The organism is Pseudomonas gorinensis (assembly GCF_042015035.1).
GTDB classification, from domain to species: domain Bacteria; phylum Pseudomonadota; class Gammaproteobacteria; order Pseudomonadales; family Pseudomonadaceae; genus Aquipseudomonas; species Aquipseudomonas gorinensis.
In genome coordinates this window covers 2,810,380-2,829,576 of the sequence record NZ_CP167125.1, presented here as the reverse complement: position 1 = coordinate 2,829,576, position 19,197 = coordinate 2,810,380, and the positions used below count along the sequence as shown (strand labels likewise).

The window sequence follows — 19,197 nt, the reverse complement described above, 5'->3', positions numbered from 1 at the left end:
GTTGGATAAGTGGGTCAGCTGAACTTGCCGCTGATGTAGTCCCCGGTCATTTGTTCGCGCGGGTTGTCGAAAATCTGCGCGGTGGGGCCCATCTCCACCAGGTAGCCGGTGCGCGTGCCCTGGGAAATGTCCACCGAGAAGAAGGCCGTGGTGTCCGCCACGCGGATGGCCTGCTGCATATTGTGGGTGACCAGCGCGATGGTGTAGTCCTTCTTCAACTCGACCATCAGTTCCTCGACCCGGCGGGTGGCGATCGGGTCCAGCGCGGAACAAGGCTCGTCGAGCAACAGCACCTCCGGCTCGGTGGCGATGGCGCGGGCGATACACAGCCGTTGCTGCTGGCCACCGGACAGCGACAGGCCGCTGACCTTGAGCTTGTCCTTGACCTCATCCCACAGCGCGGCGCCTTGCAGGGCGTGCTTGACGCGATCACCCAGGTCGCCCTTGTAGCGGTTGAGGCGCAGGCCGAAGGCGACGTTGTCGAAGATGCTCATCGAAAACGGGTTCGGCTGTTGAAACACCATGCCGATATAGCGGCGCACGACCACTGGATCAACGCCCTTGCCGTAGACGTCCTGCCCGAGGAAATGCACATGGCCCTCGAAGCGAAAGCCCTTCACCAGATCGTTCATGCGGTTGAGGCTACGCAGCACGGTACTTTTGCCGCAGCCGGAAGGCCCGATGAAGCCGGTGATCTTGTTTTTTTCGATCGGCACATGGCTGTCACGCACGGCCATGAAGTTGCCGTAGAAAATCTTGTCCAGTTTGCAGTCCATGACCACAGGCGCCTGGGTGACAAACGGAGCGGCTCGTTGCGCAGTTGATACGTTCAAAATTCAGGTGCTCCCGTTCTCAATACTTGGGCTTGCCGAAAATACGGCTGACGATATTTACGACCAGCACGATCATGACCAGCACCAGCGAGGCCGCCCAGGCGAGCTCAAGCTGGTTGTCGAAGGGCATGCCTGAAAAGTTGTAAATCAGCACGGCCAACGAGGCCGTCGGATTCATGACGGCCAGGCTGCCGTCGTGGTAGATCCAGTAGTTGCTGAACAGCGCGGTAAACAACAACGGCGCGGTTTCGCCCGCCGCTCGCGCCACGGCCAGCATGACGCCCGTGAGGATCGCCGGCAGGCCGGTGGGCAAGACGATTTTCCAGATGACCTGCGAGCGTGTGCAGCCCATGCCGTAGGCCGCATCCTTCATGATCTTGGGCACCATCCTCATCGACTCTTCCGCCGTCAGCACCACGATGGGCAGCATCAGGACCGCCAGTGCCACGCCGCCCGCCGGGGCCGAGTAGGTCCCGGTGGTCATCACCACCAGGGCATAGGCAAACACCCCGGCCAGGATGGAAGGCAGCCCCGTGAGCATCTTGGCGGCAAAGCGCGAGGCGTTGGCCAGCTTGCTGTCCGGCCCCAGTTCGGCCAGGAAGATCGCCGCCATGATGCCGACCGGTACGGCGATAGCCGCCGCGATACCGACCATCACAAAGGTGCCGGCCATGGCGTTGCCGAAGCCACCACCCGTCTCGAACCCCGTCGGAGGCAACTCGGTGAACACTTCCAGGCTCAGGCGCGCCCCGCCGCGCATGATCAGCATGTAGAGCACGGAGATCAGCGGCACGCTGGCCAGTAGCGCGCCGCCCCAGACCAGAGTGGTCAATACCAGGCTACGCAGGGCGCGGCCTTCGAACTTGCGCTGCAAGCTGGGCATCGCGCCTGCGGGCGCGGTCAGGTCGGTTGCTGCAGTGAGATCAGTCATCACTTATTACCCCGTTGGGCATACATCATGATCATGGAGCCGAAGACGTTCACGATCAGCGTGATCAACATCAGCACCAGTGCCGCGTACATCAACACCTCGATCTCGTTCGGCCCGGCTTCGGGGAAGTTCAGCGCCAGCAAGGCCGCCAGGGTATTGGCCGGGGCAAACAGCGACAGGGAGATGTTGTTCGCGTTACCGACCAGCATGGCCAGGGCCATGGTTTCACCCAGCGCGCGGCCCAGGCCCAGGACCAGCGAGCCGAAAATACCGGTGGCGGCGGACGGGACCATCACCTTGAGGATCGCTTCCCAATGGGTGGTGCCCATGCCATAGGCCGCTTGCTTGGTTTTCATCGGCACGGCGGTCAGGGCGTCCTGGGACACCGCGGCAATGGTCGGCAGAATCATGATGGCCAGTACCAGCGCCGCCGGGAGCAGCCCCGGCCCGCTCAAGGACGTGCCGAAAAACGGGATCCAGCCCAGTTCAGTGTTCAACCAGGCCGTCAGCGGGCGAATGGCCGGGATCACCACGTAGATGCCCCACAGGCCGTACACCACGCTGGGGATCGCGGCGAGCAATTCGACGATGGTACGAAACACGGCGGCCAGCTTGGCGGGCAGGAAGTCCTGGGTCAGGAAAATCGCCATGCTGACGCCGAAAAATCCGGCGATCAACAAGGCGATCAGGGCGCTGTACAGCGTGCCCCAAATAGCCGGCAGAATGCCGTACTTGCCCTGGTTGACGTCCCAGACGCTGCCGAGCAATACGTCAAAACCGTGCTTTTCCATGCCGGGAAGGGCTTTGCGTCCCACCTCGAAGACCAAGGCAAAGACCAATGCCAGCACCAGCACCACCCCTATTCGCGCAAGCGCACGGAAGGTCCGGTCAACCAGGAAATCCTTCGTAGACGGTGGCTGGCAGGCAGAATCCGGGTTAACCGGTACGACAAAAGGTGTGTTCATTGGCGAGTTCCGGAACAGGGGGGAAACGCTCCCGGCATGGCTGGCAGCACACACCGAGAGAGGCCCTAAGCGCGTTACTGGATGTTGGCGGACGCTTTGCGAACCTGGTCCACGACCGATTTCGGCAGCGGGATATAACCCATCGAGTCGGCGATTTTCTGCCCCTCGGTCAGGCTGTACTCGACCATTTCACGCATGGCCTTGGCCTTGGCCGGGTTGCCGTTCTGCTTGCGGAAGATCATCCAGGTGTAGGAGGTGATCGGGTACGACTTGGCACCGTCCGGGTCCGGCAGCCAGGCCACCAGGCTTTCCGGCATTTTCACCGCGGCCAGGGCTTCGGCACCGCTTTCGGCGTTCGGCACGACGTAATGACCGGCCTTGTTTTGCAGTTGGGCAAAGTCAACCTTGGCCAGCTTGGCGAAGCCGTATTCGATGTAGCCAATAGCGCCCGGGGTCTGGCGTACGGTGGCGGTCACACCATCGTTCTTGGGCGATTTGATGAATTTGTCGCTGGCTGGCCAGTTGACGGTGTTGCCCTCACCCAGCTCTTTCTGGAACTGCGGATTGATCGCTGCCAGGTGCTTGGTGAAGACCGCCGTGGTACCGCTGGAGTCTGCACGCACAACCACGGTGATCGGCGTATCGGTCAGTTTCAGGTCAGGGTTGGCGGCGACGATCTGCGGATCGTTCCACTTGGTGATCTTGCCCAGGAAGATGTTGGAGTACACATCCCGTGGCAGCTTCAGGCCCTTGGGGTTGCCCGGCAGGTTGTAGGCCAGCACGATTTCGCCCGCGGTCATCGGCAGCAACTGCGCGCCTTCGGCGACCTTGGCGATGTCTTCGTCTTTCATCGCCGAGTCACTGGCGGCGAAGTCGACGGTTTTATTCAGGAAGTCCTGTACACCCGCGCCGCTGCCCTTGGATTGGTAATCCACGGTGACACCTTCGCTTTTCTTGCTGAAGTCCTTGAACCAGGTGAGGTAGATCGGTGCAGGGAAACTGGCGCCGGAGCCGGTCAGGCGGACGCTCTCGGCAGCGAACACCGTGGTGCCGCACAGCGATACCGTAACGGCGAGTGCAACAGACTTCATCAAGCTTTTCATTAAGGGAACTCCTTGTGTTTAAGGGCTCCCGAACTTTGCAGCAGTGTTGTTACGTTTTTATGAATGTTGAATGGCAGGCAGCGTTTTTGTCCCCATTTATCGCCACAGCGGCCAATTTCGACGTTATTACCTCATAACACATGCAACTGACGCCGCCCTGGCCAATGGCGTCTGCAGCCGTGAGGTACCCCCGGCTGCAAACGCTACAACGCGGCGATCAGAACTGCTCTTCCTCCAACGCCATGATGCTCGCGCTCCCGGCGCTGATCGCCGCCAGCAAGACGTGCACGCGGGGCAGCAGTTGCTCGGCATAGAAACGTGCGCTGATGCCCTTGGCCTCAAGGAAGCTGGCGTCGCCCGTGCCGGCGGCCAGGCGCCCATGCGCCTGCACCGCCGAGCGCGCCATGAGCCAGCCGCCCGACAGGTAGCCGAACAGCATCAGGTAGTTAACGCTGACGCTGCCCGCCCAATCCCCATCGTGTTTGGCCTGGTCGAGTAACAGGGACAAGGCCTGGCGTCCGGCCCCGAGTGCGGCCTCCAGCGTCACCGCCTGGTACGCGAGGGCGTCGATGCGGTGCAGTTGCTCGACGGTTTCATGCATTTCATCCAGCAGGTTGTTCAACAGCTCGCCCTGGTTCAGCAGGGTCTTGCGCCCTACCAGGTCAAGCGCCTGGATACCGGTGGTGCCTTCATAAATGGTGAGGATACGGGCGTCACGATAATGCTGGGCCGCGCCGGTCTCTTCGATAAACCCCATGCCGCCGTGGATTTGCACGCCCAGGGAGGTGACCTCCTGGGCCAACTCGGTCAGCCAGCCCTTGACGATCGGGGTCCACAGGTCGACCCGGCCCTGATGCTGGCGCGCAAGGTCCGCGGTGGCCGCGCACGCGGCACGGTCGACTTCCGCCGCGGCCACCAGGGCCAACGCGCGCATGGCTTCGATGGACGCTTTCATCTGCAACAACATCCGGCGCACATCCGGAAAGTGGATGATCGAGAAACGGCTGCCGTCCTTACGCGAGCCTTGCAGGCGGTCCTTGGCGTATTGACGCGCCTGCTGGTAGGCCCGTTCGGCAATCGCCAGCCCCTGCAACCCGACACTCTGGCGGGCGTGGTTCATCATGGTGAACATGCAGGCCAGGCCCGTGTGCGGTTCACCGAGCAAATAGCCGACGGCCCCTTCGGGGTCACCAAAGTTCATCACACAGGTGGGGCTGCCATGAATGCCCAGTTTGTGTTCCAGGGAAATGCACTGCACATGATTGCGCGCACCTGGCCGGCCCTGGGCGTCGAGCAAGAACTTCGGCACCACGAACAATGAAAGGCCCTTGACGCCCACCGGAGCCTCTGGCAACCGCGCCAGCACCAGGTGCACGACGTTGTCGGTCATCTGGTGGTCGCCCCAGGTGATGAAGATCTTCTGGCCGCTGATCAGGTAATGATCGCCCTGGGGGACCGCCCGGCTCTTGATCGCGGCCAGGTCGGAGCCAGCATCCGGTTCGGTGAGGTTCATGGTGCCGGTCCATTCGCCACTGACCAGTTTGGGCAGGTAGTGCGCCTGCAGTTCGGCCGAGCCGTGATGGGCGATGGCCTCGATGGCGCCTTGGGTCAACATCGGGCACAGGGCGAACGCCATATTGGCGCTGTGCCAGATTTCATTGACGGCCGTGCCGATCACGTTGGGCAGGTTCTGCCCGCCATGCTGCTCCGCCGCCGTCAACGAGGGCCAGCCGCCCTCCTGGAACTGCCGATAGGCATCGGCAAACCCCGGCGTTTCCTGCACACCCTGCTCGCCCAACCGCGCCCCCTGGGTATCGCCGACCCGGTTGAGCGGTGCCAGCACGCCGGAACCCAAGCGGCCGGCCTCGCTCAAAATGGCCGAGACCAGCTCGTTATTGACATCCTGAAGCCCGGCGCTCGCGCATAACCGCTCAAACCCGACCAATTCCTCCAGCACGAATTCGGTATCGCGGTACGGATGGGCATAACCACTCATTGCTGCTTTCCTCGTTGACTCGTTAGACAGGCTGCTACCGCCTTCGCCGCTGGCGATTGACCCAGACGGCCATCGGCAAAAACCCAGGTGTACTGCGGAGCCCGCAGCACATAGCGCTATTGAGCGTTGAGCGAGTGCGCCCTGGCAATTACCAAATCCGTCGAAAAACTGACGTAAACGGACACTCTCACTGAAGGAGGAACACTGTAACGGTGGGGAGCGGGCTCATTCAGTTAAGGCTTGTTTGTAGGAGCGAGCTTGCTCGCGAAAAACGTCAACGATAACGCGTGCTTCCTGAATGAACGCGGCGCCTGTGAGTTCTTCGCGAGCAAGCTCGCTCCTACAAAAAAGCCCTGACTGAATGGCATTAGGGCTTGCCCTGGACGCGGTCGCGGTAACGGCCAGGGCTTTCACCGGTCCACTTCTTGAAGGCCCGATGAAACGCGCTGGGCTCCTGGAAACCACTGTGCGCGGCGATTTCACCAATGCTGGCCCGTGTCTGGCACAGCAGCTCCAGCGCCATGCTGCGCCGGACTTCATCCTTGATCTCCTGAAACGAACAGCCCTCGCGCTCCAGGCGTCGGCGCAAGGTACTGGGGCTCATGTGCAAGTCCACCGCCAAGTCCTCCAGGGCCGGCCATTGGCTGTAATGACTGCCACGCAGGCGCTGGTACACCTGGGTCGAGACGCCATGTGGGTTGCGAAAGCGGATCACCAGCCATTGCGGCGCGCTGCGCAGGAACACCTTGAGCGAAGCCAGGTCCTGGACCACGGCCAGGTGCAGGTAGCTGCTGGCAAATTCGATTTCGGTGCGCTCGGCGCCAAACGTCAGGTTGTAGCCCCACAGCAACAGGTCGTCGCTCTGGGGCGGACGGGCATGGCGGAAATCGGCGCGATCGATGGGCACGCGTCGGCCACCCAACCAGCACAGCAGGCTGATCATCAGCACCAGAAAGGTTTCTTCGCCATAACGACGGGTGTCGTCATCGCCGCCGCCGGCCTCCAGGCGCAGCACCGCGCGCTTGCCCTGCACGCTGAGGCTGCCGCGAAAATCGCGCAGGAACAGGGAGAAACTGGCCAGGCACTGGGTGAGTGCCTTGCCCAGGTTCGGTTCCTGGATCAGCCCCCGGCAGATCAGGGCGAAACTGCCCGGCGGCATGCCATGGGAGTCGAGCCGGAAGAACTCGTCGTTCAACTCGCGAATCTGGATCAGCCATAACGCCGCAAACGCACTGGCCGGCACCCGGGCCTCGGGCTGATTCAGCAGCGCCGGCGCAATGCCCGCTTCGGCCAGCACCGCGGCCTGCCGCTCAGGCTGGTCGCGCAGCGCATGGATCATGACCTGCACGAAGTAGACGGCAACCGAATCCTTTTCCCGCGTGGGCATCATTCTGGGGTCCTGTAGCGTGAACATGGTAAGAAACGCCAATACAACTGACAGGTTACGGCATAGGCCGCCACATTGTCGGGCCCTAGACTCTCGCCCAATGCTCCGTATTGCAAGGCGTGCCTGCCCTGCAAAGGCAGCGCACCTTGAGAAGAGAGACTGACGATGAATTTGCAGACTATCGGCATAATCGGCGCGGGCACCATGGGTAACGGCATCGCCCAGGTCTGCGCAGTGGCCGGCATTAACGTGACCTTGCTGGACATCTGCGCCGGTGCCCTGGAAAAAGCCCTGGCCACGGTGGGCAAGAACCTTGATCGCCAGGTCAGCAAGGGGCTGCTCAGCGAGTCGCAGAAGCACGCCGCCCTGGACAAGATCCGCACCAGCACCGACTACACCAGCCTGGCGCCTGTGCAATGGGTGATCGAGGCCGCCACGGAAAACCTCGAGCTGAAACGACGCGTGTTGCAACAGATCGCCGCGCACGTCGATGAGCGGTGCGTGATTGCCTCCAATACCTCGTCGCTGTCCATCACCGAACTGGCAGCGAGCGTCAACGCCCCCGAGCGCTTTATCGGCCTGCATTTTTTCAACCCGGTGCCGGTGATGGGCCTGATCGAAGTGATCCGGGGCCTGCAGACCAGTGACGCGACCCACGCCCAGGCCATCGAGCTGGCCCAGTACCTGGGCAAAACCGCGATCACCGCCGGCAATCGCCCAGGCTTTGTGGTCAACCGCATCCTGGTGCCGATGATCAACGAAGCGATCCTGGTGCTCCAGGAGGGCCTGGCCAGCGCCGAAGACATCGACGCCGGCATGTGCCTGGGCTGCAACCAGCCGATCGGCCCGCTGGCACTGGCCGACCTGATCGGCCTGGATACCCTGCTGGCGATCCTGGAGGCCTTCTACGACGGCTTCCAGGACAGCAAATACCGCAGCGCCCCGCTGCTGCGGGAGATGGTCGCCGCCGGTTACCTGGGGCGCAAGACCGGGCGCGGCTTCCATAGCTATGGCTGAATATCGCTCGCGCCTGTGCGAACACCGCAACAAGGCCCTGGAACTGCTGGCCAGCAAAGGCTTCGGTCAAGTCGGCATGCGCGAGCTGGCGAGTAGCCTGGGGCTCACCCCGGGCTCGCTGTATCACCACTATCCCAGCAAGCAGCATCTGCTGCTGGACCTGATCGAAGAGTTCTACGAAGAACTGCTGACCACCCTGGGGCGCGTCGAGCAGCGACCACGCTCGCGCCAGGACAATCTGCAACGGCTGATCCACGCGCACCTGAGGCTGCATGAAGAGATGCCCTGGCATTTCCGCCTGGTGGAGCGTGACAGCGGTTGTCTCACGCAAGACCAGCAACTGCGGGTGCGGCAGTTGCGCGAACAATACGAACGCCGACTGTTGCAGATGCTCGGCCGGCCGCGGCGCCTGAGTGCCCAGGCCCTGCAAGCCGCTGGCCACGCCATCGCCACGCTGCTGAACAACGCGCCGAGCTGGCTGGCCGATCAGGCGCTGGATGAGGCGGAACGCACCGAACTGCTGGAGAACCTGCTCACCGGTGCCATCGAGCGCATGCTGGCGACAAGGCCCAGTGAGCGGCCGAGCCTGCAGGTTGCCGTGGCCTGAGCCGCCTCAGCGCAGGTGCAGGGGGTCGACCAGGCCGGCGGCAATCGCCATGCCCACCAGCTCCGGTAAATGACTGGCCGCCATGCGTTTCATCACCCGTGCGCGATACAGATCGATGGTCTTGACGCTGACACCCAACTGCTCGGCGATTTCCCGGTTGGTGTAGCCCTGCACCAGCGGGAGCAACACATCGCGCTCCCGTGGCGTCAGTTGTTGCAGGAGCGCCTGGACCCGCGCAGGCCCTTCGCCCAGGCTGTGGCGTTGATCGGCTTTGCTCAGGGCTTGCTGCACGCTGTCCAGCAGCAACTGTTCGTTGTAGGGCTTTTCGATAAAGTCATGGGCACCGGCCTTGAAGGCACGGACTACGATCGGCACATCGGCGTGGCCACTGACGAAAATCACCGGCAGGTGCAAGTCTCGGCTGCGCATGTGCTCCTGGACATTCAGGCCGCCCATGCCGGGCATGCGCACATCCAGCAGCACGCAGGCATTGAGGCGGCTGTCGCAGGCCTCAAGAAAGTCGCGGCCACTGGTAAACGGCAGCGCCTTGAGGCCCACCGACTCCAGCAACCAGACGGTCGAGTCGAGCATCCCCTGGTCATCATCCACCACATACACCACCTGTTCCGTCACGCTGACCATGCCTTCATTCCTGTTGTTGTTGTGTTGCACCGCCCTGGGCATGTGCCGGCAAGCGACAGCACATTTGCAGGCCTGCCGACATCGGCACAGCCTGCAACTCGCCACCGAAACCTTCGATGATGCTGCGACTCATGGACAAGCCCAGGCCCAGGCCATTGGCCTTGCTGGTGTAGAACGGGGTAAATATCTGCTCCAGTTGGGCCGGTGATACACCGGGGCCCTGGTCGCTGACGTCGATCTGCACCCAGCCGTCACGCTGCGCCGCGGCGCCGATGACCAGGCGCGAGGGCCGGCCGGGATGGGCTTCGCGATTCGCCTCGATGGCATTGCGCAGCAGGTTCAACAGCACCTGCTCCAGCAGCACGCGGTCGGCGTAGATCAGCGGCAGATTATCCGGCAGGCGATCCTCGATCGTCACCTGGCAATCGCCGGCCTCCCAGGCGCACAGGCGTACCGCTTCGCGGGCCACCTCCCGGGGGTTCAACGCCTCCATGCGCCGTCGGCCCTTGCGCAAGAATGCGCGCAGGCGCTTGATCACTTGCGCGGCATGGTTGGCATGCACGGAGATCCGCTCCAGGCCCTGCGCCACCCGTTCGGCCGCCGGGGAGTCGCTGCCCAGGGCACTCAGGTAACGCTGGCTGGCGTTGGCGTAGTTCACCACGGCGGCCAGGGGCTGGTTCATTTCATGGGCAATGCCCGACGCCAGTTCCCCCAGGGTCACCAGGCGCGCGGTGTGGGCCAGTTCATCCTGGTGATGACGCTGTTGAGCCTCGCGCAACTCCCGTTCAGTGAGGTCGCGAACCACCAGGGAATAAAAACGCTCGCCGCTGGCAGAGCGATGCGCCAGCAACATCAGCACCACGGGCACCGTCACCGCCCCACCCAGCGGTTGCAGGCGCGTGTCGAGGCTCCAGCGGCCATGGCGTTCCGCATTGCTCCAGCCTTCGCGGTGCAGGCAGGCCAGGACCTCGCTGCCGAGAAACTGCGCCAGGCTCGGCATCTGCGGCGATTCAAGCAACCCCAGGATGCGGCGAGCGGCAGGGTTGAGATAGGTCACGGCCCCGCCGGGCTGGATAAACAACACGGGGTCGGTGTGGGCCTCCACCACCTCGGCCAGGCGCCGGGTGGTCTCCTCGGCCTGGACCCTGGCCGTAATATCGCGGGACACGCTGACCACCTCCACCACCGCCCCCGTGTAGGTCTCGCGGATCGCCCGGCAGGCCGTCTCGAACCACAGGTAATGCCCCTGACGATGGCGGACGCGATAGGTCATCGTGTAGTAACCGTCCTGCTCCAGGCCCTCACGGGCGCGACGCGCCAGCCTGGCCAAGCCCTGGCGGTGAAACAGTCGTTGCGCCGGGCGCCCACGCAACTCCCCCGGCCAATACCCCAGCAACGCCCAGGACGCCGGCGAGGCATCGAGAAAACAGCCGTCGGGCGTGTGCCGGGAAATCAGGTCGGTGGTGTTTTCGATGATCAGCCGGTACAAGCGCCTGGCCTTGACCGATTCGCGCTCGGCGGCAATCTGCGCACTGGCGTCCCGGCAACGGGCCAGTACGCGTTTGTCCCCAGGGTCGGGAATAAAGGTCCACACCAGGATGCGGTCGGCGCACTGCGCCTCGACATTTTCGATCGCCCGCGCCTGCCCCAGGCACGCCTGGACGAGCGACACGTAATTGACCGGCAACAGGCTTTCGCACTCGGCCAGGGACAGCTGCTCGAGCAATACCCGCAGCGCCGCATTGAGTTCCAGCGGCCGGGCCTGGGCGTCCAACAGGAGGCTCGGCTGCGGGTCATGATCGAGCAGCGGCGAGCAGCGCGGCACGCGCACAGAGTTGCCTATCATCATCGAACCTATGCAAAGGGAAAGCCGGTGAGCGACATATAGTAGATATACTATACAACTCAGGTAGTACTTCCATATATCCGTGCGAACAGTATATAAAAGCGGCCGGAGAAGTCACCGCGCTTTTCCTGCTGGGGCCGGCTTGCCTACGCTAAAGCCTCAAGGCCAGCGTTGTCCGCCGAGCGGCCAGCACCAGCACCTCGACCAATAGAGCTAATAATCAGCCACCGGGTATTTGCACCATGTCCATTTACGAGCAAGGCCTCGCGCCGACCAGCGTCAATCACATCGCCCTCTCGCCGTTGAGCTTCATCGAACGCACCGCCAGCGTCTATCCCGACTACCCTGCCGTGATCCACGGATCGGTGCGCGCCACCTGGGCGCAAACCTATCGTCGCTGCCGACGCCTGGCGTCTGCCCTGGCTGGTCGCGGGATTGGCAAAAACGACACGGTGGCCGTCATGCTGCCCAATATCCCGGCCATGCTCGAAGCGCATTTCGGCGTGCCGATGATTGGCGCGGTCCTCAATGCACTCAATGTGCGCCTGGATGCCGAGGCTATCGCGTTCATGCTGGCCCACGGCGAAGCCAAGGTACTGATCGCCGACCGCGAGTTCCATGACGTGGTGCATGCCGCCATTGGCATGCTGGACCATCCGCCGCTGGTGATCGACGTCGACGACCCGGAATACGGCGAAGGCCAGCCGGTCAGCGAACTGGACTACGAGGCCTTCCTGGCCGAAGGCGATCCGGACTACGCCTGGCAGTGGCCGGAGGATGAATGGCAGGCCATTTCGCTGAACTACACCTCGGGGACCACCGGCAACCCCAAGGGCGTGGTCTATCACCACCGCGGCGCCTATCTCAACTCCCTGGGCAACCAGATGATCTGGGCGATCGGCAACCACCCCGTGTACCTGTGGACCCTGCCGATGTTCCACTGCAATGGCTGGTGCTACCCGTGGATCATCACGGCCTTGGCCGGGGTGCATGTGTTCCTGCGCCGAGTCGATCCGCAGAAAATCCTCAATCTGATCCGCGAGCACCAGGTCACCCACTTGTGCGGTGCGCCGATTGTGCTCAACGCGCTGGTGAATATGCCGGACTCGGCCAAGGCCGCCATCGACCACCCGGTGAACGCCATGGTCGCCGGCGCCGCTCCACCGGCCAAGGTGATCGGTGCCGTGGAAGAAATGGGCATCAAGGTCATCCACGTCTATGGCCTGACCGAAGTCTATGGCCCGGTGACCCTCTGCGCCTGGCACGCCGAATGGGATGCCCTGCCCCTGGAAGAACGGGCGCAGATCAAGGCACGCCAAGGTGTGCGCTACCCGACCCTGGAAGGCGTGATGGTCGCCGACCCGAAAACCCTTGAACCCACGCCCCATGATGGCCAGACCATCGGTGAGATTTTCATGCGCGGCAATACCGTGATGAAGGGCTACCTGAAGAACCCGACCGCCACCGCCGAAGCGTTCGAAGGCGGCTGGTTCCACACCGGCGACCTGGCGGTGACCCACCCCGACGGCTATGTGGAAATCCGCGACCGGCTCAAGGACATCATCATTTCCGGCGGCGAGAATATCTCCACCATCGAACTCGAAGGTGTGCTGTACCGCCACCCGGCCGTCATGGAAGCAGCCGTCGTCGCCCGCCCCGATGAGAAATGGGGTGAAACGCCCTGTGCCTTCATCACCCTCAAGGCCGACCACCCCCACGTCCGCGAAGCCGAGATCATCAGTTTCTGCCGAGAACACCTGGCGGGCTTCAAGGTCCCGCGCACGGTGGTGTTCACGCAGTTGCCGAAGACCTCGACCGGCAAGATCCAGAAGTTCGTGTTAAGGGACATGGCGAAAAAGCTCTAGCCCGAACCCCAGACCACATTCTCGAAACGCGAGTCTTTGAGCCTGGGGCGCAGGGTGTCCTGCCGCCCCTCACACACGGACCGAAGCCTCAGCGACGCTGATGCGTCGACTGCAAAATCGCCGCCGCAATATGCTCAAGGGGCAGCTCACGCTCCACGGCCCCCAGCTTGAAGGCCTCCTTGGGCATACCGTACACCACACAGGACTGTTCATCCTGGCCGAGGGTGCGGGCACCGTTGTCGTGCATTTCCTTCAAGCCGCGGGCGCCATCGTCCCCCATGCCCGTCATGATGATGCCCAGGGCGTTGCCTCCCGCACTGCGGGCAACCGAGCGAAACAGCACATCCACCGAAGGGCGATGCCGACTGACGGGAGGCCCGTCGACAATTTCTACCTGGTATTGGGCACCACTGCGCTTGAGCAACATGTGCCGGCCACCGGGTGCAATCAGCGCACAGCCGGGCATGACCCGGTCGCCATGCCTGGCTTCTCTGACCTCGATCTCGCACAGTCGGTTGAGTCGCTCGGCAAACGCCGCCGTGAAGTGTTCAGGCATGTGCTGCACGATCACAATGCCTGGGCAGACCCTGGGCAAGGCGGTCAACACCAGCTCCAACGCTTGCGTCCCTCCCGTGGACGTTCCGATGGCAACGATGTTTTCGGTGGTGCGCGCCATCGCCTGAGTGCTCCCAGGCAGTATGGCGTCGGCATTCAACCTGACGGGGACCCGCTCCCCGGACGGCACCATCCGCTTCATGTTGGCCCGGGCTGCGGCCTTGACGGCACCGGCCAGTTCATCGGCGCTGTCGGTCAGAAACTGGCGCAAATTGAGTTGTGGCTTGGTCACGATACTCACCGCGCCGGCAGCCAGCGCCTGCATGGTGGTGGCCGCGCCCTTCTCGGTCAATGTGGAGCAGATGACCACCGGCGTGGGGTGTTCGGCCATCAATTTCTTGAGGAACGTAATGCCGTCCATCCGTGGCATCTCGACGTCCAGCACAATGACATCCGGCCATTGCTTGTTCATTTTTTCCATGGCGAACACCGGGTCCGCGGCTGCGCCAATCACTTCAATAGCGGGGTCTTGTCCCAGGGTCGCCGTCAGTACCTGGCGAACCACGGCGGAGTCGTCAATGATCAGCACTTTGATAAGGCTCATGTCGTACGCTCTCCATGGGGTCTGCCGGGGGGTCGTTGCAGGGCCAGGTAGTTGAGTTCAATGTTGCCAGTGGCAAGATCGAGCACCACGGTGCGATACCCCACGCCTTCCACGTGGAAGTTGTGGCAAGGCAACTGGTGCAGGTCGAGCAGTCGCCTGGCTTGCTCGACATTGCGTTGCCCGACGTAGTGGTTATCCGCACGCGCAAGCCCGGGAAACATGTCCCCACCACCGTAGACATTGATCCTGAACTCGGCAGGCCGGACCTTGCTCGCGTGTATCCGTGCGAGCAACAATTCGAGTGCCTCATTGCCGTAGCGCCCGTCCAGCACACCGGGCTTGGCCACCGCGCGCTGCGGCAGCAGGTAGTGGCACATGCCGCCCAGCAAGTGCCGGGGATGCCAGAACACCAGGGCCACACACGACCCCAGCACGGTTCGTAGCCGAATCGAGCCAGCGCCGAAAAACCACTCGCCGGGATTCAGGAACACCTCGCGGGAATCAGGCATGTGGCCTCCGGTAGATGGAAGGCTTGACCAGCCGCAGCTCATCGGTGATGCCATTGAGGCTCTCCGAGTGACTGACAATGAAATACCCACCCGGCTTGAGGTGGCTGACCAGCCGCTTGACGACCTGCACTTTGGTGTCGTTGTCAAAATAGATCATCACGTTGCGCAGGAAGATGACGTCAAACATCCCCAGTTTCGGCAACGGGTTATTCAAATTGATCGCCTGGAAGTCGATCCGCGACGCCAGCGCCGGTTCGACCATGAAACACCCGTGGTTGGTACCGACACCCTTGAGGCAATATTTATGCAGCAGTGCTTCGGGAATCCCGCGTGTCCCGTCCAGGGGGTAGCGCCCTAGGCGGGCCTTGTCCAATACCCGGCTGCTGATGTCCGACGCAACAATTTCCCAGGGCCGACCGGCGAGGTTGTCCGCCAGGACCATCGCCAGGGTATAGGGCTCCTCCCCGGTCGAGCACGCGCCACTCCATACGCGCAACGGCCCGCTGCCGCGCAGTTCGGGCAGCGCCACATCACGCAGGAAATCAAAATGCTTGGGCTCGCGGAAGAAATAGGTTTCGTTGGTGGTCAGCATGTCGATCGCCACCTGCAGTTCCGCACTGTCCTGCATCAGCACCTTGTAGTAAGCGCCGTAGTTCGTGAGCTTGAACACTTGCAAACGCTTGGCCAGCCGAGCGCTCACTAACTGTTTCTTCGCATCGGACAGGCTGATGCCCGCGATCTGATGAATGAGATTGCGAAATTGCTGAAACTCGGCGTCGGACAGAATCACGTTCATAAGGACGTTTCCAAGAAAGAATCAGACGGTCGCAGGCAGCGAGGACTCAAGGTTCGCCAGTGCATCGACCTGCTCCAGGGACAGCACCCGACCGACATCCAGCAACAGCACGAAACCGCTCTCCAGCTTGCCGATGCCCAACAGGAAATCAGCCCTGACGTCGGTACCGAAGTTCAGCGAGGGTTCGATGTCCTGCCCGGCGATCTCGAGCACTTCGCTGACCGCATCCACAATGATGCCCACCGGCTTGCGCACGGCATTGGCCTGCACCTCCAGGATCACAAAGCAGGTCCTTGAGGTCTGTACGGTGCGTTCGCCGCGAAAGCGCACCCCCAGATCCAGTATCGGCACCGCGGCGCCTCGCAGGTTGATCACCCCGCGAATGCTGGGGGGCAACAAGGGCACACTGGTGATCGGCCCATACTCGATGATCTCTCGTACGTTGAGCGTGCCCACGGCGAACATCTCCTCCCCCAGCTCAAAGGTGAGGTACTGGCCTGGGCTCGAGGCCGTGGCATTGCCTGGATTTTCGATGGATAGCGCCATGATTCACCTCGGATCAGTTACTGTCCGCCTGCGCCTGGGGGCGCGGCCGTTCGCGTCACACTTTCATCAAGCCGGCCATCTCATCGACACACAAAACATGCTCAATTTGCAGCAGCGTGACAAAGTCGCCTCGCACCTTGGTCATCCCCCGGATGAAGTCGGTGCGAATGTGATTACCGAAGGCGGGGGCGGGCTTGATATCCGCATCGAGTATCTCAATCACTTCGCTGACCGAGTCCACCACCACCCCCAGGACCTGGGACTCGCCCTCCTTCGCCGCCTCCAGGATGACAATGCACGTGCGGCTGCCCAAGACCGTCGTCCCCTGGCCAAACCGGGCCTTGAGGTCCACCACCGGCACCACCGAACCGCGAAGGTTGATGACCCCGCGCAGGAACGCCGGCATCATCGGCACGCTGGTCACCTGGTTGTATTCGATGATTTCGCGAACACTCAGGGTGTTGACCGCATACATCTCCTGGGCCGCCAGGAAGGTCAGGTACTGCAAGGGTTCCTCGGCTTGCAGTGGTGGCTCGAAAGTGCCCGACATAACGGCTGAGGCACTCATGGGTCAACTCCCGAAGCGGACGAAACCACCGCTCTCTGAATGGCTGTCCTGATCATGGGTGAACGTCGCACGGCTGGTGGCGGGCATCGAGACCGTCCGCCCGGCGCGCTTGGTCTGTACGGTGAAAAAGCCCATCAGTTCCTGCAACTGCTCGGCCTGGCCGCTCATCTCCTCGGCCGTCGCAGCCAGTTCCTCGGAAGCCGACGCGTTTTGCTGGGTCAGTTGGCTCATCTGCGACATCGCGCTGTTGATTTGCTCGGAGCCGATGGATTGCTCTTCCGAGGCGGCTGCAATTTCCTGCACCAGGTCCGACGTCTTGGCGATCGACGGCACGATCTCGTCCAGCAGGTTGCCCGCGCGTTCAGCCAAGGCCACGCTGTTCTTGGCCACTTCACCGATTTCCTGCGCGGCAATCTGGCTGCGCTCGGCCAGTTTGCGCACTTCTGCCGCCACCACCGCGAACCCCTTGCCATGCTCGCCAGCACGCGCGGCTTCGATGGCGGCGTTGAGCGCCAACAGATTGGTCTGGTAGGCAATGGAATCGACGATGCCGATTTTCTCGGCGATGGTCTTCATCGCTGCCACGGTATCCTTGACGGCTCGACCGCCTTCGGACGCTTCCTTGTTGGCCTTGCCCGCCATGCCATCGGTCACCTTGGCATTCTCGGTGTTCTGGGCAATGGACGCCGACATTTGCTCCATCGATGCCGAGGTCTGTTCCACCGATGCGGCCTGTTCGGACGCCGATTGAGCCATGCTCTGGGCCGTCGCGGAGATCTCTTCCGAGGCACTGGACAGCGAGTCCGCCGAGCCGCGCACTTCGGCGATGATTTCCGAGAGTTTTTCCACGGTGCCGTTGACGGAGTGCTTGAGCTCCAGGAACTTGCCTTGATAGTCGCCGTTGATGCTACGGGTCAGGTCGCCGCCGGAAATCGCCGACAACACCTCCATGGCTTCGGTAATCGGCACGATGATCGCATCCAGCGAACCATTGATGCCGAGGATGATGCGGCGGAAGTCACCCTGATGCCGTGTCACGTCAGGGCGGGTGTCCAGCTTGCCGATCAGCGCGCTGTCACTGATCTGGCGGGTGTCTTCGATCAGTGCCTGGACGTTAGCCCGCAGTTGCTCGATGTTCTCGTTGATAAAGGCTTTTTTGCCTGGGAACCGCTCAAGCGGCGCCGACAGATCGCCTTCGCCGAACGAACGGATACAGGCCATGGCCTTTTTCTTCACGCTGATATGGCCGCTGACCATGTCATTGATACCCTGGCCGATATCACGGTACGAGCCCGAGAAGCGATCCACATCGATCATGACGTCGATGTCACCTTTTTCGTGCTCGCTGGACATGTGTTGCATCTCATTGATCAGCGCCAGGATAGTGGTGCGCAACAGCTCGATGTTTTCGTTGATAAAGGCTTTTTTGCCTGGGAAGCGCTCGAGGGGTGCCGACAGATCGCCTTCGCCGAACGAACGGATACAGGCCATGGCTTTTTTCTTGACCGCGATGTGGCCGTTGACCATATCGTTGATGCCCTGGGCCATGGAACGATAACTGCCATGAAAGCGGCCAGCATCGATCTGCACGTCAATGTCACCCTTGTCGTGCTCACTGGACATACGGTCCATCTGCTCGATCAATTCATGCAGGCTCGCGCCCAACTGCTGCATGCTCGCCATCAGGCTAGTGGTGTCACCCTGGCGCAGCGTTGCCTTTGCCGTCAGCTCGCCGGCGGACAAACGTGCAGCGAAGGCTCGAACCACCGACGGCTCGGCACCGAGCTGGCGCATCAGGCTACGCCCCAGCAACCCACCGATCAGCAGGGTTGCCAACAGCGTCAGGCCACTCACCAACAGGATGATGTAGCGTGCATTCTTCTCGGTGGCGGTCGCGAGCAGTTGGCCCTTGCGCCCCAGTTCCAGGTTGTATTCGCGCAGATCACTGATCGCCGTCAGCGCCGCGTTTTGCAAGGGCTGGCTCGCCTCGATCAAGGCACGGGCCGAGGCTTGATCGCCGCTGGCGACGAACGTGTCGAAACGCGCCTGCAAGCTGGCGAACTCCTCCAGGCGACCACGCAGTTGCTTCAACAGTGCGGTGTCATGGTCGTCGGAGATCAACTCGGCCTGATAGTGATCCAGGGCTTTGGCAATGACACTGAAACGCTGGGCCACGCTCTCGGCGTAACTCGGCACGACATTTTTCTCGGGATCGTTCAAATGCTGCCATTGCAAGGCATGAAGGTCGGTGAAGGCCGCGGCGGCACGGTCGATGTCCAGCAAGCTGGGGACCGTGTTGGCATTGGCATAACTGGCGCTCGTATTGATTTTATCGGTCAGGTAAAAGCTGGTGCCGCCCAACACGACAACACCCAGTACGGCCGTGAAAACCAACAACATGATGTTTCTGATAACGGTCATGGCGAG

At 62.2% G+C, this 19,197-nt stretch carries 16 protein-coding genes and 2 pseudogenes; 3 read left to right on the top strand and 15 right to left on the bottom strand.

What is annotated here, in order from left to right; translation table 11 throughout:
- Positions 1-14: 14 nt before the first annotated feature.
- The 6 genes from pstB to AB7933_RS13010 form a co-directional block, all read right to left on the bottom strand.
- Positions 15-776 (bottom strand): phosphate ABC transporter ATP-binding protein PstB, encoded by a 762-nt coding sequence (gene pstB, locus AB7933_RS13035; protein WP_017847588.1) that lies wholly within the window; start codon positions 774-776, stop codon positions 15-17.
- A gap of 76 nt (positions 777-852) precedes the next feature.
- Positions 853-1,764 (bottom strand): phosphate ABC transporter permease PstA, encoded by a 912-nt coding sequence (gene pstA, locus AB7933_RS13030; protein ID WP_024074656.1) that lies wholly within the window; start codon positions 1,762-1,764, stop codon positions 853-855.
- A complete protein-coding gene (pstC, locus tag AB7933_RS13025; RefSeq protein ID WP_024074655.1) occupies positions 1,764-2,729 on the bottom strand; it encodes a phosphate ABC transporter permease subunit PstC in 966 nt (321 codons plus the stop codon). The genes pstA and pstC overlap by 1 nt, the downstream gene beginning before the upstream one ends.
- Positions 2,730-2,803: 74 nt before the next feature.
- Positions 2,804-3,832 (bottom strand): phosphate ABC transporter substrate-binding protein PstS, encoded by a 1,029-nt coding sequence (gene pstS, locus AB7933_RS13020; protein WP_024074654.1) that lies wholly within the window; start codon positions 3,830-3,832, stop codon positions 2,804-2,806.
- A 217-nt stretch (positions 3,833-4,049) separates the two neighbouring features.
- Positions 4,050-5,828 carry an acyl-CoA dehydrogenase gene (locus AB7933_RS13015; protein ID WP_024074653.1) on the bottom strand — a complete coding sequence of 593 codons (1,779 nt, stop codon included), beginning with the start codon at positions 5,826-5,828 and terminating at the stop codon, positions 4,050-4,052.
- Between the two features lie 367 nt (positions 5,829-6,195).
- Positions 6,196-7,218, bottom strand: coding sequence for an AraC family transcriptional regulator (locus AB7933_RS13010; RefSeq protein WP_024074652.1), 1,023 nt, complete (start codon positions 7,216-7,218; stop codon positions 6,196-6,198).
- 162 nt (positions 7,219-7,380) lie between these two features.
- On the opposite strand from AB7933_RS13010, the gene AB7933_RS13005 reads away from it, so the two are divergent.
- Entirely contained in the window at positions 7,381-8,232 is an 852-nt protein-coding gene (locus tag AB7933_RS13005; RefSeq protein ID WP_024074651.1) for a 3-hydroxybutyryl-CoA dehydrogenase, read from the top strand.
- Complete coding sequence (locus tag AB7933_RS13000) at positions 8,225-8,839, top strand: TetR/AcrR family transcriptional regulator (RefSeq protein ID WP_024074650.1); 615 nt, start codon at positions 8,225-8,227, stop codon at positions 8,837-8,839. Before AB7933_RS13005 ends, AB7933_RS13000 begins: the two co-directional genes overlap by 8 nt.
- Positions 8,840-8,845: 6 nt before the next feature.
- Here the strand turns inward: AB7933_RS13000 and AB7933_RS12995 are convergent, their stop codons facing one another.
- Both AB7933_RS12995 and AB7933_RS12990 read right to left on the bottom strand, forming a co-directional pair.
- The gene (locus AB7933_RS12995; RefSeq protein ID WP_024074649.1) at positions 8,846-9,481 is read right to left on the bottom strand and encodes a response regulator transcription factor; all 636 of its coding nucleotides are present in this window, start codon (positions 9,479-9,481) and stop codon (positions 8,846-8,848) included.
- Between the two features lie 4 nt (positions 9,482-9,485).
- Positions 9,486-11,330: a PAS domain-containing sensor histidine kinase gene (locus tag AB7933_RS12990; RefSeq protein ID WP_024074648.1), complete on the bottom strand. Its 1,845-nt coding sequence runs from the start codon at positions 11,328-11,330 to the stop codon at positions 9,486-9,488.
- A gap of 239 nt (positions 11,331-11,569) precedes the next feature.
- Between AB7933_RS12990 and AB7933_RS12985 the strand changes: the two genes are divergently transcribed.
- Positions 11,570-13,192: an acyl-CoA synthetase gene (locus AB7933_RS12985; protein WP_024074647.1), complete on the top strand. Its 1,623-nt coding sequence runs from the start codon at positions 11,570-11,572 to the stop codon at positions 13,190-13,192.
- Between the two features lie 88 nt (positions 13,193-13,280).
- Here AB7933_RS12985 and AB7933_RS12980 read toward each other — a convergent pair whose 3' ends face one another.
- The 7 genes and pseudogenes from AB7933_RS12980 to AB7933_RS12950 form a co-directional block, all read right to left on the bottom strand.
- Complete coding sequence (locus AB7933_RS12980) at positions 13,281-14,351, bottom strand: protein-glutamate methylesterase/protein-glutamine glutaminase (RefSeq protein ID WP_024074646.1); 1,071 nt, start codon at positions 14,349-14,351, stop codon at positions 13,281-13,283.
- A complete protein-coding gene (locus tag AB7933_RS12975; RefSeq protein WP_024074645.1) occupies positions 14,348-14,860 on the bottom strand; it encodes a chemotaxis protein CheD in 513 nt (170 codons plus the stop codon). The genes AB7933_RS12980 and AB7933_RS12975 overlap by 4 nt, the downstream gene beginning before the upstream one ends.
- Positions 14,853-15,656, bottom strand: coding sequence for a CheR family methyltransferase (locus AB7933_RS12970; protein ID WP_024074644.1), 804 nt, complete (start codon positions 15,654-15,656; stop codon positions 14,853-14,855). Before AB7933_RS12970 ends, AB7933_RS12975 begins: the two co-directional genes overlap by 8 nt.
- A gap of 21 nt (positions 15,657-15,677) precedes the next feature.
- Positions 15,678-16,202 (bottom strand): chemotaxis protein CheW, encoded by a 525-nt coding sequence (locus AB7933_RS12965; protein WP_024074643.1) that lies wholly within the window; start codon positions 16,200-16,202, stop codon positions 15,678-15,680.
- Between the two features lie 55 nt (positions 16,203-16,257).
- Complete coding sequence (locus AB7933_RS12960) at positions 16,258-16,770, bottom strand: chemotaxis protein CheW (protein ID WP_093235893.1); 513 nt, start codon at positions 16,768-16,770, stop codon at positions 16,258-16,260.
- 3 nt (positions 16,771-16,773) lie between these two features.
- A pseudogene (locus AB7933_RS12955) lies at positions 16,774-17,748 on the bottom strand (methyl-accepting chemotaxis protein); the annotation flags it as partial.
- Between the two features lie 192 nt (positions 17,749-17,940).
- Positions 17,941-19,191: pseudogene (locus tag AB7933_RS12950) on the bottom strand (MCP four helix bundle domain-containing protein); the annotation flags it as partial.
- Between the last annotated feature and the right edge of the window lie 6 nt (positions 19,192-19,197).